Source organism: Comamonas sp. (genome assembly GCF_036643215.1).
GTDB lineage: Bacteria > Pseudomonadota > Gammaproteobacteria > Burkholderiales > Burkholderiaceae_C > Comamonas.
In genome coordinates, this window is the sequence record NZ_JAVXSJ010000003.1 from 108,571 (window position 1) to 123,939 (window position 15,369).

At 62.2% G+C, this 15,369-nt stretch carries 12 protein-coding genes; 9 read left to right on the plus strand and 3 right to left on the minus strand.

Annotated elements, in window-relative coordinates:
- Nucleotides 1-34: 34 nt before the first annotated feature.
- Nucleotides 35-1,972: a sensor histidine kinase gene (locus tag RSF91_RS03600; RefSeq protein WP_332567126.1), complete on the plus strand. Its 1,938-nt coding sequence runs from the start codon at nucleotides 35-37 to the stop codon at nucleotides 1,970-1,972.
- A gap of 106 nt (nucleotides 1,973-2,078) precedes the next feature.
- Here RSF91_RS03600 and RSF91_RS03605 read toward each other — a convergent pair whose 3' ends face one another.
- The 3 genes from RSF91_RS03605 to RSF91_RS03615 all read right to left on the minus strand — a co-directional run bounded on the left by RSF91_RS03605 (nucleotide 2,079) and on the right by RSF91_RS03615 (nucleotide 4,094).
- Entirely contained in the window at nucleotides 2,079-2,783 is a 705-nt protein-coding gene (locus RSF91_RS03605; protein ID WP_332567127.1) for a riboflavin synthase subunit alpha, read from the minus strand.
- Nucleotides 2,784-2,867: 84 nt separating this feature from the next.
- Entirely contained in the window at nucleotides 2,868-3,767 is a 900-nt protein-coding gene (locus RSF91_RS03610; RefSeq protein WP_332567128.1) for a hypothetical protein, read from the minus strand.
- A gap of 147 nt (nucleotides 3,768-3,914) precedes the next feature.
- Nucleotides 3,915-4,094, minus strand: a complete 180-nt coding sequence (locus RSF91_RS03615; protein WP_332567129.1) for a hypothetical protein — start codon at nucleotides 4,092-4,094, stop codon at nucleotides 3,915-3,917.
- Between the two features lie 264 nt (nucleotides 4,095-4,358).
- Between RSF91_RS03615 and RSF91_RS03620 the strand changes: the two genes are divergently transcribed.
- The 8 genes from RSF91_RS03620 (at nucleotide 4,359) to RSF91_RS03655 (ending at nucleotide 15,321) form a co-directional block, all read left to right on the plus strand.
- Nucleotides 4,359-5,036 (plus strand): DUF2760 domain-containing protein, encoded by a 678-nt coding sequence (locus RSF91_RS03620; protein ID WP_332567130.1) that lies wholly within the window; start codon nucleotides 4,359-4,361, stop codon nucleotides 5,034-5,036.
- A 3-nt stretch (nucleotides 5,037-5,039) separates the two neighbouring features.
- Nucleotides 5,040-7,019, plus strand: a complete 1,980-nt coding sequence (locus tag RSF91_RS03625; RefSeq protein WP_332567131.1) for an Hsp70 family protein — start codon at nucleotides 5,040-5,042, stop codon at nucleotides 7,017-7,019.
- 281 nt (nucleotides 7,020-7,300) lie between these two features.
- Complete coding sequence (locus RSF91_RS03630; protein ID WP_332567132.1) at nucleotides 7,301-10,168, plus strand: Hsp70 family protein; 2,868 nt, start codon at nucleotides 7,301-7,303, stop codon at nucleotides 10,166-10,168.
- 52 nt (nucleotides 10,169-10,220) lie between these two features.
- A complete protein-coding gene (locus tag RSF91_RS03635) occupies nucleotides 10,221-10,640 on the plus strand; it encodes a ribosomal maturation YjgA family protein (RefSeq protein WP_332567133.1) in 420 nt (139 codons plus the stop codon).
- 57 nt (nucleotides 10,641-10,697) lie between these two features.
- The gene (locus tag RSF91_RS03640) at nucleotides 10,698-11,975 is read left to right on the plus strand and encodes a nitrate- and nitrite sensing domain-containing protein (RefSeq protein WP_332567134.1); all 1,278 of its coding nucleotides are present in this window, start codon (nucleotides 10,698-10,700) and stop codon (nucleotides 11,973-11,975) included.
- A gap of 258 nt (nucleotides 11,976-12,233) precedes the next feature.
- Complete coding sequence (locus RSF91_RS03645; RefSeq protein WP_332567135.1) at nucleotides 12,234-13,493, plus strand: CmpA/NrtA family ABC transporter substrate-binding protein; 1,260 nt, start codon at nucleotides 12,234-12,236, stop codon at nucleotides 13,491-13,493.
- A 26-nt stretch (nucleotides 13,494-13,519) separates the two neighbouring features.
- A complete protein-coding gene (gene ntrB / locus RSF91_RS03650; RefSeq protein ID WP_332567136.1) occupies nucleotides 13,520-14,512 on the plus strand; it encodes a nitrate ABC transporter permease in 993 nt (330 codons plus the stop codon).
- Nucleotides 14,509-15,321: an ABC transporter ATP-binding protein gene (locus RSF91_RS03655; RefSeq protein WP_332567137.1), complete on the plus strand. Its 813-nt coding sequence runs from the start codon at nucleotides 14,509-14,511 to the stop codon at nucleotides 15,319-15,321. The genes ntrB and RSF91_RS03655 overlap by 4 nt, the downstream gene beginning before the upstream one ends.
- The last annotated feature ends 48 nt before the right edge of the window (nucleotides 15,322-15,369 follow it).

Genomic DNA, 15,369 nt, shown 5'->3' on the forward strand with positions numbered 1-15,369 from the left:
CTTTCGCAGCAGGCTTTGTTCTACGATGCAGGCCATGACCGGCCTATCCCCTCAGGCATCCGCATTGCGGATGCCTTGTTTTTTGTCTGCCCTGCAGCGCTGGCTGCTGGGCGCAGCATTGCTGTGGGTGCTGGCCTGCAGCAGTGCCCTGGCCGCTTCTTCCGCGCTGGGTTGCACACCACAGTTTCTGGGCAGCTGGGGCGCTCCTGAGACCCATGAAGGCCGGCGACCTGCCGACGGCTGGCAGAGCGCATCGATTCCTCACAACTCCGGCCAGCTGTGGCCAGGCTCGCGCGTGCCCGTCTGGTATCGCCTTGACTGGCAGCTGCATTGCCAACCCGATGTGGCACCGGGCGATGCGCAACTGGCGCTGGCCGTGTCCGGCATTCGCGCGGCGGGCACGGTGTACTGGAACGACATGCTGCTGTGGAGCGATAAATCCTTGGTGGAGCCGTACTCACGCAGCTGGAATATGCCGCGCTGGTGGCCTGTGTCTGTGCAAGACACGCAGGCCGTGCAGACCGCGTGGATCCGCGTGGTCGGCATGCAGGCCGAAGCCATGGGGGTCGGCTATGTCGAGCTGGGCGATATGAGCGCGATTCAGGATGCCTATGCTTCGCGCTACTGGCACCAGCGCACCAGCTATGTGCTGACGGCAGGGTTGTCGCTGACCATTGCCTGTGTGGCGCTGGCGGTGTGGTTGTGGCGGCGCCGTGAAAAAATCTATCTCTGGATGGGGTTGATGCAGATTTTCTGGACGCTCTATCTAAGCGTCGTCCTCAGCCTGGAGCCCTGGCCTGGCATCAGCAGCCTGGGGCTCTCGCGCTTGAACGTGGTTTTCTTCATGCTCTATGGTCATTGCTTTTTGAGCTTTGTGCTGCGCTTTCACGGACAGCGCAAAGTCCATCTGGAGCGTGCGCTCTGGGTTGCGTTGGCGCTCTGGGTGGCTTATATGTGGACAGGGATCAGCCCCACGCGGCGCATGAGCGATCTGTCGCTGGTCTGGGGCTCGGCGGTGTTCATGAGCGGCTGCCTGTACGCCATCTACCAGGGCTTGCGCACCCGCGCACGCTCGCACCTTTTGCTGGGCGCAGGGTGCGCGGCAATGGTCGTGGTGGCTTTGCACGATACCCGGGTGGCCTTGCGCTACTGGGACAACGACCAGACCTGGTCCTACCTCGGCTGGCCGTTGAACATGGTTTTGCTGGCCTTGTTGCTGGGCTGGCAGGTGGCCAGTCATATGCGGCGCGTCGATGGCTTCAATGCGGAGCTGACCGCGCATGTGACCCAGGCCCGTGCCGATCTTGCTCAGGCGCTGGAGCGCCAGCACGCCAAGGACTTGCAAAGCGCCAAGCTGCAGGAGCGCGTGCAACTGGCCCATGACCTGCACGACGGGCTGGGTGGCAGTCTGGTGCGATCCATGGCGCTGATAGAGCAGGCGCCGCAGCAACTGTCGAACGACCGCGTGATGTCGCTGCTCAAGACCTTGCGTGACGATTTGCGGCAGGTGATTGACACGGGCTCCAGCAGCGGCGTGACGGTGCCTGAAACCCCTGCGCGCTGGATTGCACCGCTGCGCCATCGTTTCACGCATATTCTGGATGAGCTGAACATGCAGGCCCAGTGGCAGGTCGATGATCGGTGGCGCGCCACACCCACGGCTTTGCAATGTCTGGGCATGCTGCGTTTTCTGGAAGAGGCGTTCGCCAACATCATCAAGCACTCCCGTGCGCAGCAGGTGCAGGTGGTCTGCGTTCAGCCTGATGAGCAGACATGGGTGTTGAGCGTGCAAGACGATGGCGTGGGCTTTGACTGGAATGCCGTGCAGCAAGCCGGCATGAGTGTGGGTATGCGCAGCATGCAGGCCCGTATTGCCCGCATTGGTGGATCGGTGCAAGTGCAGTCGCAGCCGGGCTGCACGCTGTTAACGGCGTGTATTCACATCAAGGTCATTCCGCTTTGGGAGACTTGATTTGCTATTTATTTGTGAGCTTCTTGCGTTTATTAAATAAGCGCTGCAGGCTGATTTGATATGAAAAAGACGCTGAAGTCAGCGCCTTTTTTGCGGGTGAAGTGCCTCACTTCTTGATCTGCGGCACATCCACAAAATCATCCAGGCTCAGGCCTTTTTCGGCCAGCAGCGCTTCGAGTACGGGTTTCAAACGGCCCAGACTCGCTTCCACCGTTTCGCGAACGGTATCGACCACCACTTGCGTGCTGCGCTCGATCTCGATGTTCACCAGATCACCCACCTTTTTGTCGCCAAACACCGTCATGCGCAAAGTTTCGGGAATCAGCCAGACCTCGAACCAGCCTTCCTTGCGGTTGACTTCAGCGACCGTGAGGCTGGCGCCATTGACGGCGATATAGCCCTTGGCAAACACATACGGGCGGAAGGCTTCAGGAATGCCAAAGCGGATCTTGTGATTGGTGTCGGTCTTGACGATTTCCAGCAGCGGAGCGGTGAAGTCCACATGGCCCGACAACGGGTGGCCGCCAATCTCGGCGCCATCCTTGGCAGCGCGTTCCACATTGATGACATCGCCCACCTGGTACTGGCCCAGCGTGGTGATGTTCAGGCTTTGCAGCATCACATCAAAGGTGGCGCTGGTGGGCGAGAGGTTTTCGGTCACCGTCAGGCACACGCCGTCGTGTGAGACGCTGGCGCCAATGGCCAGATCCTCGCAAAAGCCTCCGGGGAATTCCATGGTGAAGGTGCGCAGACCATCCTGGTCGCGCAGCGCGGCAATGCTTGCCACGGCTTGGATGATGCCGGTGAACACGGGGCTGTCTCTCTTCTCAACAGGCGGGCGCAGGGCGCGGGCCTTGGTTCAAAACAGCTATTTTGCCTGCGTTGCGGCAGTGCTTCAGGCGAAGGCGGACTGGCCTTCCCAGAAGCCGCTGATTAAGCTTTCAGGCTTTTTCAGGGCGCGCACCCATGCACAATCGGGCCAGGCATCCATCTGCACATTCATGCCAGCAAACACGCCATAGCCGGGGCCGGCGGCAATCACACCATCGGCTTGCAGGGTCTCGCCCGTACGAATGCTGCAGGCCGCGCGAATGTCGCCCAGCGACTTGATGCCCCAGCCCGCCTGAATATGGTTGCCGCACTCGATGTGGTCATTGCTGGCAATGCCGTGGCCCACCTCCAGCAAGCCTTGCACGGTGATCGCGCCTGTGGCGCGCAGGCCCTTGCCGCAGCGCAGCGTGCCTTGCACGTCGATTTCGCGGTCAATCTGGGCGCCGCCCTTGATGTCTACATTGCCGCTGCACACCAGCTCCCAGCCCGCGCGCAGCTCTGCGGCGCGGATATGGGCGGGCGCATTGCCGGACATATCGCCTTGTACTTCCACGCTCCACGCTGCCTTGATGCTGCCGCCTGCCTGCAGCAGCTCATTGCAGAAGATGGCGCCGCCGCTTTGAATGTCTTCACCCACTTCAAGCTTGCCCGCGCGTATGCCGCCGCCCACCTGCAGGCCACGGCCCACCAGCAACTGCCCCGGCACGCGCACATCGCCGCGCACAATCAGCGTGCCGGCGTAGACGAAGTTGTCTGCCTCAAGGTGATCCACTTCCAGCACGCTATGGGTCGCGCCAAAGTTCTCCAGCAGCCAGCGGGCGTCATCCACACGACCTGCGGCCACCTGTGTATCCATGGCGGCCTGATAGTCGCCGCCGCTCAGGTTGTTGCGCACAAACCAGCGGTAACCCATGGCGCAAGGGTTTTTCCCGCGCAAAAAATTCTGTGTGAGTTCCATATCCATGGCTGACCTCCGAGTCGTTCGCTGAGTCCATTGAGCAAGGTGCGGCGCGTGGCAGGACGTGACCGTAGCGGTCTTGGACGTACCTTTCCCATGCACCTGGGGTGTGCTTGTTCTGGAAGGCCGTGCGGAGGATGTGAGAGCGTTGCTCTATGCCATCCGCACGGCGGCGGAAAGCATGGCCGTGACACCGCTGAGGCTCACGAATGCGGTCGGAATGCCATGGCGGCAGGTGTGCAGCTTTCGCAGCGCGCAGGCACGGGCAGGCAGCTCTGCAATCAAGGCAGAGCGGCGCAAACGGGCGGCGGTGGAAAGGTGGGTGCAGGCCATGGATAGATGGAGCAATAGAGCCGCAATTATGCCTTCTCGGTTTTTTGCAGTCTTGTGCACTGGTATGCGTGGCGTGTTAGCGCCTTGGCGCGCCGGTTCCCGTGTGCAACGCAAGGCATCGTTGCTTTAGGTAACATCAGCTCCCCTTGCGGGCGCGCGCATGGCTCTTGGGCCCTCAGGCCACAGCCTTGAAATGCACAGCGCCTTGCCCTGAAATTGCAGCCACAGACCCGCCTTGATCGGGTCTGGGCGTTGAGACCAGTCATGACTCAAAACACCCCCCCTTCTTTTTTAAGCCGCATCGCCATCGCGATCGGCAGCTTTTTCGCCATCCTCGGCAACGGACGTCTGGCCGCCGATGTGACCCGTGTGCGCGCTGGTGAGGCTTTTGCCGCTGACGTTGCCCCCAAGGAAGTGCGCGTTGAAGTACCAGTCGAGAAGATTGTCGAAGTCCGTGTGGAAGTGCCGGTCGAGAAGATTGTCGAAAAAACGGTAGAGAAACGTGTTGAAGTCCCCGTCGAGAAGCTGGTCGAAAAAACCATCGAAGTTGAAAAACTGGTGGCTACCGACACGGCCGCCCTGCAGCTGCTGGGCCTGATGCAGCGCGAAGCCCGTTTTGTGGACTTTATTCAAGAAGACGTGGCCCCATACACCGACGCTGAAATTGGTGCCGCCGCCCGCGTAGTGCACGAAGGCTGCCGTAAGGTGCTGCGCGAGCATTTCGCCATTGCCCCCGTGCGTAGCGAAGCTGAAGGCAGCCGCATCACCCTGCAAGCCGGTTTTGACGCCGCTTCCGTGCGCCTGACCGGCAATGTGGTCGGCCAGGCCCCGTTCACCGGCACGCTGAGCCACCGCGGCTGGCAGGTCACCGACGTGAAGCTGCCGCAGCTGACCGACATTCAGGCCGCCAAGGTAATCGCCCAAGCTGAAGTGGAGCTGTAAGCCATGAATATGTTTGCCTCCATCGCCGCATCCGGCGCGGCTCAAAATGCTGTATCTACTCCTGATTCTGTAGCTGCTGCCGCTCAACCTGTAAGCGCTACAGGCCAAAACAACACTCAAAATTCTGGTGCGCAGTTCAGCATCGGTATTGACCTAGGTACCACGCACTGCGCACTGTCCTATGTGGACAAAACTGCCAGCGACGGCGACAAGGTGGTGCAAGGCGTGCTGGACCTTCCCCAGCTCACCGCGCCCGCCAGCGTGCAAGCCTTGCCGCTGCTGCCATCCTTTTTGTACTTGCCGCATGAGAGCGAGCTGAGCGAGGCCGAGCGCACGCTGCCCGGCGCCGCATCCAGCGACTTCATCATCGGCGAATTCGCCCGCAGCCGTGGCGCGGCCACGCCCATCCGTCTGGTCAGCAGCGCCAAAAGCTGGCTCTGCCACCCCGGCGTGGACCGTCGCTCGCCCCTGCTGCCCGCCGATGCCCCCGAAGAAGTCAGCCGCATCTCGCCGCTGAGCGCTTCGATTCGCTATCTGGAGCACCTGCGCTGGGCGTGGGAGCAAGCCCACCCCGAGGCACCGTTTTCCCAGCAAGACATCACCGTCACCATCCCCGCATCGTTTGACCCCGCTGCGCGTGAGCTGACGGCCGAGGCCTGCAAGGCGGCTGGCTTTGCCAACCTGACTTTGCTGGAAGAGCCGCAAGCCGCGCTCTACAGCTGGATTCAGGCCAGCGGCGGCCAATGGCGCAAGCAAGTGCAGCACGGCGACATCATTCTGGTGGTGGACGTAGGTGGCGGCACCACCGACCTCTCGCTGATTGCTGTGCGTGAGCGCGAAGGCAATCTGGAGCTGCAACGCATTGCCGTGGGCGAGCACATCTTGCTCGGCGGCGACAACATGGATCTGGCGCTGGCCTACGGCGTGGCCCGCAAGCTGGCGCAAGAGGGCAAGCAGCTCGACGCCTGGCAAACCCGTGCTCTTGCACACGGCTGCCGTGCGGCCAAAGAGCAATTGCTGGCCGACGCGAACCTGCAATCCGTGCCTGTGGTTGTGCCTAGCCGGGGCAGCAAGCTCATCGGTGGCAGCATCCGCACCGAAGTCACGCGTGACGAAGTGCTGGCCATGCTGGTCGAAGGCTTCTTCCCCAAGGTCGCGGTCAGCGCCAAGCCCCAGACCCGTGCCCGCGCAGCGCTTACACAGCTGGGCCTGCCCTATGCACAAGATGCCGCAGTCACGCGCCATCTGGCTGCCTTCCTGAGCCGCCAGGTCAACGCACTGGCCGATATTGACGGCCTGAACGCCGAGCAGACCGACGGCTCCACCTTCCTGCACCCCACGGCCATTCTGTTCAACGGCGGCGTGCTCAAGGCGCCGCAAATCGAGCAGCGCATTCTGGAAGTCATCAACGGCTGGCTGGACGAAGAGGCTTGTGAGCCCGCCCGTTTGCTGGATGGTGCCAACCTGGATCTGGCCGTAGCCCGTGGCGCGGCCTACTACGGCCACATCGCCACCAGCGGCCGCGGCGTGCGCATCCGTGGCGGCACGGCGCAGTCGTATTACGTAGGCGTGGAATCGAACATGCCCGCCATCCCCGGCATGGAGCCGCCCATGTCCGCCCTGTGCCTTGCACCGTTCGGCATGGAAGAGGGCACCGAAGTCGCGCTGAGCGATCTGGAGCTGGGTCTGGTTGTGGGCGAGCCCGTGCGTCTGCGCTTCTTTGGCTCGTCTGTGCGCCGCGCCGATCAGGTCGGCACCATGCTGGACTTCTGGGGCCCTGAAGAGCTGGTTGAGCTGCAAGAGATTGAACTGAACCTGCCAGCGGCTGGCCGTGCAGCGGGTGAAGTGGTTCCTGTCACGCTGGAAGCGCGTGTGACCGATATCGGCACGCTGGAACTCAATGCCGTGCCCGTGGGTGGCACTGACCGCTGGAAGGTGGAGTTTGATGTGCGCGCCGAGACTTCGGCTGACGTTGCTGAGTAAAGCGGTTTAACCGCTTGAAGGCGAAAGCCCGCTGACCGGATGGTTGGCGGGCTTTTTTATGGCCTAAAGATGGCTCTGATGCTTTTACTGCCTGCGCTTCAAGCTATTGTTTTTGATTCATTTTGGATATGACTCAAGGCAGCTTTTTAAGGTGAAAGAGGGCGGGCGGAGATGGGTGAATCTCCCAAACAAGGTCGCAGGCGAAAAGAACTGCACTCCGCAGTCCTTGCTGCCAATTGTTACGATCGGCCACCTCCCTAGCGCATCGTCCCTTGGCTTTCATGACTGTCACCTCCACTCAGCCCGCTTACATCGTCGGCATAGACCTAGGCACCAGCCATACCGTGGCCGCCAGCGTGGCGGTGGCTGGGGTTGCGGCAGATATTGAGTTGCTCAACATTGCGCAGCGCAGCACGGCGGGCGAGGTGATTTCACAGCCCCTGCTGCCCTCGGTGCGCTACCAGGCGGCACCCGGCGAGCTGGGCGATGCCTGGCAACAGCCCTGGCCGCCGCAAGGCGCTGATGCGCAAGCCCCCGCCGTCATCGGGCGCTGGGCGCGCGACTTGGGTGCTGCTGTGCCGGGGCGGCTGGTGGCTAGTGCCAAAAGCTGGCTCTCGCACACCGGTGTAGACCGCAGCGCGCCTATCCTGCCGTGGGGCGCTGGGGATGATGTAGCCAAGGTGTCGCCGCTGGCAGCGTCGGCCTCATACCTGGCCCATGTCAAAGCCGCATGGGACAGGGCGCATCCTGAAGCACCGTTGCACCAGCAAAGCGTGGTGCTGACGGTACCTGCCTCGTTCGACGAAGGTGCCCGCGCGCTGACGCTGGAGGCCGCGAAACTGGCGGGCCTGCCCGGCGTGCAACTGCTGGAAGAACCCAAGGCCGCATTCCACGACTGGCTGGTGCTGCAAGGCGAGCAACTCGCGCTGCAACTGGCCGATAGCCGGCTGGTGCTGGTGGTCGATGTGGGCGGCGGTACGACCGACCTGACCTTGATTCGTGTTGAAGAAGCAGTGGGCGACGGCCTGCCCACGCTGACCCGCACCGCCGTGGGCGAGCATTTGATGCTGGGCGGCGACAACATGGATCTGGCGCTGGCCCATCAGCTGGAGCCCGCCTTTGCGGGCGAAGGCCTGCGTCTGCCCGCGCAGCGCTTTGCACAGCTGGTGCAGCGCTGTCGCATGGCCAAAGAGCAGCTGCTGGCCGCTGATGCACCCGAGCAAGTCAGCATTACCTTGCTGGGCGGCGGCAGCCGTTTGCTGGCCGCAACGCAGACGGCCACGCTGACCCGTGCGCAGGTGCAGCAGCAGGTGGTTGAAGGCTTTTTGCCACCCGCCCAGATCAGCGATATGCCCAACAAGCGCCAAGGCGCACTGCGCGGCTTTGGCCTGCCGTACCCGGCTGATGCAGCCATCAGCCGCCATCTGGCGCAATTTTTGAGTTTGCATACGGATGGGGCGTTGCCAGACACCGTGCTGCTCAATGGTGGCGTGTTCCATGCCCATGCGCTGGTGCAGCGGCTGACCGACTTGCTCAGCAGCTGGCGCGGCCGCCCCGTGCGGGTGTTGCACAACCCGCATCCTGATTGGGCCGTGGCCCGTGGCGCGGCGGCCTATGGGCTGGCGCGGGTGCAGGCTGAGCTGCAAGCGAAATCAGAGGTAAATCAGCCTGCAGCGCAAGCACAGAAAGCGCCAGCAGCTATCAAAAATAGTATGCCCCGCATTGGCGGCGGCGCAGCGCGCAGCTACTGGCTGCTGCTGCCCGGCAAGAAGGGCGAAGCACCCCAAGGCCTTTGCCTGCTGCCACGCGGCACGGAAGAGGGCGTGCGCATCGTGCTCTCCGGGCGGCGCTTTGCCCTCAAGCTGGGGCAGGCCGTGCGCTTTAATTTACTGGCCAACAGCCAGAGTCACGCCCCCGTGCAGGCCGGGCAGATTGCGCCGCTTACGGGTGATGGCTGGGTAGAGCTGCCGCCGCTGGCGACCGTGCTGCCTGCGCCAGAAGGCGTGGCTGCTGCGCAGGTCGAGGTGCAGTTGCAGGCCTGCATGAGCGAGGTAGGCACGCTGGAAGTGCGCTGCGTTGCGGTGCAGGATGCTGCGCAGTCATGGCTGCTGCCCTTCACGGTGCGCGGTGCTGTCACTGCGGAAACCATAGCGGATAGCGAAGATTTATCAAGCGCTGAAGCCCCAAAAGGCTTGAACTCTCTGGCCGCCAAATTGCCCGAAGCCGTGGCGCTGATTGACCGCATTTTTGGCACGCAGGCGCAAGAAGTTACTGGCAAGGAAGTGCGGAAGCTACGCCCGTCGCTGGAAAAAATTCTGGGCCCGCGCGATGGCTGGGATGTGGGTCTGCTGCGCGCCTTGTTTGATGCGCTGCTGGCCCGTGCCAAACGCCGCCGCCGCACCGCCGACCATGAGCGCGTGTGGCTCAACCTCGCAGGCTGGTGCCTGCGCCCCGGCGTGGGTGCCGAGCTGGATGCCTGGCGCATCACCCAGGTCTGGGCGCTATACGGCGCAGGGCTGGGCCATGCCAAAGAGTCTGCCAACTGGACGGAATGGTGGGTCTTCTGGCGCCGCGTGGCCGCTGGCTTGAACGAGGCCCAGCAGATGGAATTGCTGGAAGACGTAGCCGGTCATATGCAAAAGGCCGTGCAGCAGACCACAAGATCAGGCGGCAAGAGCAGCCATGGCAGTTACGACGACATGCTGCGCCTGTTCGCGGCTATGGAGGCCGTTCCCTGGCAGTACCGCCAGGAGATGGGCCAGTGGATGCTGCAGCGCCTGAAGCGCGAGGGTGAAACCGTGCAGACCTGGTGGGCCATAGGCCGTCTGGCCTCCCGCCAGTCGCTAGCCGCGAACGCCCATCTGGTCATGCCGCCCGATGCTGTGCAGGAGTTTCTTGACGCCACGCTGGAGCAGGATTGGCGCAAGAACGAGACCGCCATGTTCGCTGCCGTGCAAATGGCGAGATTGACCGGTGATCGCGCCCGCGACCTGCCTGATGAGGTGCGCGCGCAGGTGCTGGAGAAGATGGGAAGCAGCGGAGCCCCCGAGCGCTGGATCGCCATGGTCGAGCAGGTGGTGCAGATGCAGGCCGAGGACCAGAAACGCAGTCTTGGCGACAGCCTGCCGCCGGGGTTGGTGCTGCTGTGAAGTCGCTCGAACGACTGAGCCCCCCAACGATTGATCTTCTTTTTTCTGCCTGATGCCTTTGAACACCGCTGCCCCGTTCCGTCGCTCCCGTTTTTGGCTTGCGATTCTTATTCTGCTGGTTATCGCCGTCGGCCTTGCCTCTCGCCGGGGCTATGTGCCCTTCCCTGCGGTGCTGGGCAATTACCCCGGTGATGCGCTCTGGGCCTGGGTGGTGTTGCTGTGCGTGGCCTGGGTGCGGCCTAGCATTGCTCGGACCAAGCTGGCGGGCTGGTCGCTGCTGATCGCCTTTGCCATCGAGTTTCTGCAGCTCTACCAAGCCCCTTGGATGCAGGCGCTGCGCACCAACAAACTGGCGTATCTGGTTCTGGGCAATGGTTTTGATCCGCTGGATCTGGTGGCTTATGTCGCAGGAATTGCTCTGGGTCTTGCGGTCGATCGTGGTTGGGAGAAGGCACGCCTGCGCAGGGGCTGAGATGGCATGAATCGTGCTGCTTTTTTAGCGCATAAGCATGATGAAAAGCACTACCCCATGAAAACGCCTTTGCACTATCTGGTGGCGGCTCGGCAAAGCGAGATGGCCGAGCTGGAGCAGATCAGCCGCGCCAGCACGCTGGTGGCCAGCATGTCCGAGCTCGTCCACGCGCTGCAGAAGGAGCGCGGGCTGTCCAATATCTTTCTGGCCAGCGGCGGGGCCCAGGCGCAGCAGGTCTTGCAGGCGCATCTGCCGCAGGTGGATCAGGCCATGGCCCGTGTTTGCGGGGTGCTGGATGCACTGGGAGAACGCTCCCCGGGCGCGCATGGAGCGCGGCTGTTCAATGCGATTGCGAATGCGCTGCAGGGCTTCGAGGCTTTGCCCTTGCTGCGCCGCAAGCGCGATGCGCTTCAGCTGAGTGCCGAGGATTGCACGCAGGCGTTGATCCGCATGATTGCCGCCTGCCTGACCGTGGTGTTCGAGGCAGCAGACAGTGCAAGCGACCCCGATGTCGCAAGACTGCTGGTGGCGCTGTTTCATTTCATGCAGGGCAAGGAGCTGGCTGGGCAGGAGCGCGCGACGGGCGCTGCGGCGTTTACCAGTGGCGTCAGCAAGCCGGAGCGCCAGCGCCATTGGCTGCATCTGATCGAATCGCAGGACCGCTGCTTTCAGGTGTTTGCGGATTTCGCCAGCGCGCCAGGCGTAGAGCGCTGGCAACTGCAGTGCGGCAGCTGTCCTGATATGGCGGTGATCGATCGCCTGCGCCGCATCGGCTGCACGGCAGGGCATGGCGCGCCTCTGGATAGCAGCTTGAGCTCACCCTGGTTTGAGGCCTGCTCCAGCCGGCTCGATGCCATGCACCAGATTGAGGCATTTCTGGCGCTGGAGCTTCAGGCGCAATGCCTGAAGAAGCTCGACCAGGCGGGTGCTGCCCTAGCCCAGCAGCAGGCGCTGCTGGAGTCCATGCCGGAGTCTACGGCTCGCGCAGAGGCTGCTGCGGCCTTCATCCTTGGTTCTGCGAAGTCTGGCGCAGCCCTGCCTGCGGAAGGCAGTTATGGGCTGCAGCTGGAGAAAAGCATTGTGGGCCTGGTGCAGGAGCAGGCAGCGCGGCTGCAGGATATGCAGACCGAGATCGACAAGGCGCGCTCCACGCTGAAGGAGCGCAAGACTATAGAACGAGCCAAGGGTGTGCTGATGAATTACCGCCAGTTGAGCGAGGGCGATGCCTACAAGCTGATCCGCCAGACAGCCATGAACCAGAACCGGCGCATGCTGGATGTGGCCGAGGCCATTCTGGCGACGGTAGACCTGCTGCCTGGCAGCACCAATTCGTAGCATTGGGTCGTATTGATTGCTGCGGCGCACCAAAGTCGGGCTGAAATCGTGCGCAAGTCATCTTCTTTCCAGTGGCGAAAGGTTTGGCACGGTTTGTGCATGACTTTTGATGTCAAGCAGACCAAAGGCGGTCGCGCTTAAAGCGTTATTACGAGTGACCTGGGACAACGGCGTCCTTCTCTCCTCTCACCCGAGGAGGGAAGGGCGCCTTTTTGTTTTCCGGATCGCCTTCACCACGATTCTTGATGGAGTTTTCTCATGAGCAAGCGCCTTTTCCCCTCCCCAGTTCATTCTCTGGAGTCTGGCCGCCGAGACTTTCTGCGCGTTGCAGGTGGTGCCGCACTCTACGGGGCATTAGGTCACCACGGCGTCTGGGCTGCGGGCTCTGATGCGCCCGAGAAGAAGGAAGTCAAAATTGGCTTCATCCCGCTGACCGATTGCGCCAGCGTGGTCATGGCGTCGGTGCTGGGTTTCGATCAGAAATATGGCGTGAAGATCGTCCCCAGCAAGGAAGCGAGCTGGGCCAGCGTGCGCGACAAGATGGTGAATGGCGAGCTGGACTTTGCGCATGTGCTGTACGGGCTGGTCTACGGCCTGCATCTGGGCATTGGCGGCCCCAAAAAAGACATGGCTGTGCTGATGAACCTGAACAACAACGGTCAGGCCATCACCTTGTCCAAAGCGCTGGCCGACAAGGGCGCTGTGGATGGCGCAAGCCTTGCCAAAGTGATGGCTAAGGAAAAGCGCGAATACACGTTTGCGGGCACCTTCCCCACCGGAACCCATGCCATGTGGATGCATTACTGGCTGGCGGCGGCGGGCATCAATCCGGTGACGGATGCCAAGCTGATCACCGTGCCCCCGCCCCAGATGGTGGCCAATATGCGCGTGGGCAATATGGACGGCTTTTGCGTGGGCGAGCCCTGGAACCACCGCGCCATCATGGACGGCATTGGTATCACGGCCAACACCTCGCAGGACATCTGGAAGGATCACCCCGAAAAAGTGCTGGGCACCACGGGCGACTTTGCCAGCAAGAACCCCAACACCTGCCGCGCCGTGATGATGGCGATTCTGGAGGCCAGTCGCTGGATTGACGCCAGCATGCAAAACAAGATGAAGATGGCCGAGACCGTGGCCCAGAAGTCGTACATCAATACCAGCGTGGACGCCATCAACCAGCGCATTCTGGGCCGCTATCAGAACGGTCTGGGCAAGACCTGGGACGACCCCAACCACATGAAGTTCTTCAACGACGGTGCGGTGAACTTCCCCTATCTGTCTGATGGCATGTGGTTTCTGACCCAGCACAAGCGCTGGGGCCTGCTCAAGAGTCACCCCGACTATCTGGCTGTGGCCAAGCAGATCAACCGCATTGACCTGTACACGCAGGCCGCGAGCCAGCTGAAGGTGAACGTGCCCAAGGAAGCCTTGCGCAGCAGCAAGCTGATGGATGGCGTGGTGTGGGATGGCAAGAACCCCGGCCAGTACGCCGACAGTTTCAAGATCAAGGCCTGAGGCCGACACCCCCAAGGAGATTCACCATGGTCAGTGCCGTACTTCCATCCCGTCTTGAGCTGGACCCTCCCCACGATCCGCAGCTGGCCATACAGGCGGCCAACGATGCCCGCTTGAATGCTTCCAAAGAGATAGCTGATAGCGCAGAACCTGCAAGGGCTACAGTGAAAAAAGACTCAAAAATTAAAGCCGCACCTGCTGCACCCGTTGCGACACCGCCCAACCGCTGGCGCCAGCGTGCCGAAGGTCTGATCGGCACGGTGCTGCCGCCGCTGCTGGGGCTGGCGCTGCTGGTGGGCTTGTGGTCCATCGTCTCCAGCACCACGGGCCACAGTATTCCCACCCCGGCCGAGACCTGGACGCAGGCGGTCGAGGTCTTTCGCGACCCGTTCTATCGCAACGGCCCCAACGATCAGGGCGTGGGCTGGAACGTGCTGTCGTCGCTGCAGCGCGTGGCGCTGGGCTTTGGGTTGGCGGCGCTGGTAGGCATTCCTGCAGGCTTTCTGATCGGGCGCTTCAACTTTCTCTCACGCATGTTCAACCCGCTGATCAGCCTGCTGCGTCCCGTATCGCCGCTGGCCTGGTTGCCAATTGGCCTGCTGGTGTTCAAGGGGGCGAATCCAGCCGCCACCTGGACCATCTTCATCTGCTCCATCTGGCCCATGGTCATCAACACCGCCGTCGGTGTGCAGCGTGTGCCGCAGGATTACATGAACGTGGCGCGGGTGCTGAACCTGTCGGAATGGAAGATCGCCACCACCATCCTCTTTCCCGCCGTGCTGCCCTATATGTTGACGGGTGTGCGTCTGGCCGTGGGTACGGCCTGGCTGGTGATCGTGGCCGCCGAGATGCTGACCGGTGGCGTGGGCATTGGCTTCTGGGTCTGGGACGAGTGGAACAACCTCAACGTCAAGAACATCATCATCGCCATCTTCGTGATTGGCATCGTGGGCCTGTTGCTGGAATTGGCGCTGGTCAAGCTGGCTTCGGCCTTTACGTTTGAAGAGGTGAAATCATGAACGCATCGCTGTCCACCAAGTACATCGAGATCCACGATGTAGAGCAGACCTTCAAGACCTCCAAAGGCCTGTTTCCTGCGCTGCGTGACATCAATCTCAATATCGCCAAGGGCGAGTTTGTGAGCCTCATCGGCCACTCAGGCTGCGGCAAGTCCACTTTGCTCAACCTGATTGCGGGGCTGACGGTGCCCACCAGTGGTGCACTGCTGTGCGCCAACAAGGAAATCAAAGGCCCGGGCCCCGAGCGTGCCGTGGTGTTCCAGAACCATTCGCTGCTGCCATGGCTGACCTGCTGGGGCAATGTGCACCTTGCCGTGGAGCGTGTCTTTGCCAAGCGCGAAACCAAGGCGCAGCTGGCCGAGCGCACCGATGCCGCACTGGCCATGGTGGGCCTGACACACGCTGCACAAAAGCGCCCCGGCGAGATATCTGGCGGTATGAAACAGCGCGTGGGCATTGCCCGGGCTCTGTCCATGGAGCCGCAAGTGCTGCTGATGGATGAGCCGTTTGGCGCGCTGGATGCGTTGACCCGCGCCAAGCTGCAGGACGAGTTGCTGGAGATCGTGGCGCGCACGCACAGCACGGTGGTCATGGTGACGCACGATGTAGACGAGGCCGTGCTGCTGTCCGACAAGATCGTGATGCTGACCAACGGGCCTGCGGCCACCATTGGCGAGGTGCTGCATGTAGAACTGCCCCGCCCGCGCAGCCGCGTAGCGCTGGCCGAAGACCTGCAGTACCAGGGCTACCGCAAAGCCGTGATCGACTTTCTCTACACCCGCCAAGGGCATGTGGAGAAGGCAGCCTGAGTCTGCTTTCTCTGCCGCTGCATGGCGCCTTCGGGCGCCATGTTTGTT

Bases quoted from the DNA above. Each gene is read 5' to 3' on its own strand.
- RSF91_RS03645 (WP_332567135.1), top strand. From the start codon at position 12,234: ATGAGCAAGCGCCTTTTCCCCTCCCCAGTTCATTCTCTGGAGTCTGGC.
- RSF91_RS03655 (WP_332567137.1), top strand. From the start codon at position 14,509: ATGAACGCATCGCTGTCCACCAAGTACATCGAGATCCACGATGTAGAG.
- RSF91_RS03615 (WP_332567129.1), bottom strand. From the start codon at position 4,094: ATGGCCTGCACCCACCTTTCCACCGCCGCCCGTTTGCGCCGCTCTGCC.
- RSF91_RS03610 (WP_332567128.1), bottom strand. From the start codon at position 3,767: ATGGATATGGAACTCACACAGAATTTTTTGCGCGGGAAAAACCCTTGC.
- RSF91_RS03630 (WP_332567132.1), top strand. From the start codon at position 7,301: ATGACTGTCACCTCCACTCAGCCCGCTTACATCGTCGGCATAGACCTA.
- RSF91_RS03640 (WP_332567134.1), top strand. From the start codon at position 10,698: ATGAAAACGCCTTTGCACTATCTGGTGGCGGCTCGGCAAAGCGAGATG.
- RSF91_RS03620 (WP_332567130.1), top strand. From the start codon at position 4,359: ATGACTCAAAACACCCCCCCTTCTTTTTTAAGCCGCATCGCCATCGCG.
- RSF91_RS03600 (WP_332567126.1), top strand. From the start codon at position 35: ATGACCGGCCTATCCCCTCAGGCATCCGCATTGCGGATGCCTTGTTTT.
- RSF91_RS03625 (WP_332567131.1), top strand. From the start codon at position 5,040: ATGAATATGTTTGCCTCCATCGCCGCATCCGGCGCGGCTCAAAATGCT.
- RSF91_RS03635 (WP_332567133.1), top strand. From the start codon at position 10,221: ATGCCTTTGAACACCGCTGCCCCGTTCCGTCGCTCCCGTTTTTGGCTT.
- ntrB (WP_332567136.1), top strand. From the start codon at position 13,520: ATGGTCAGTGCCGTACTTCCATCCCGTCTTGAGCTGGACCCTCCCCAC.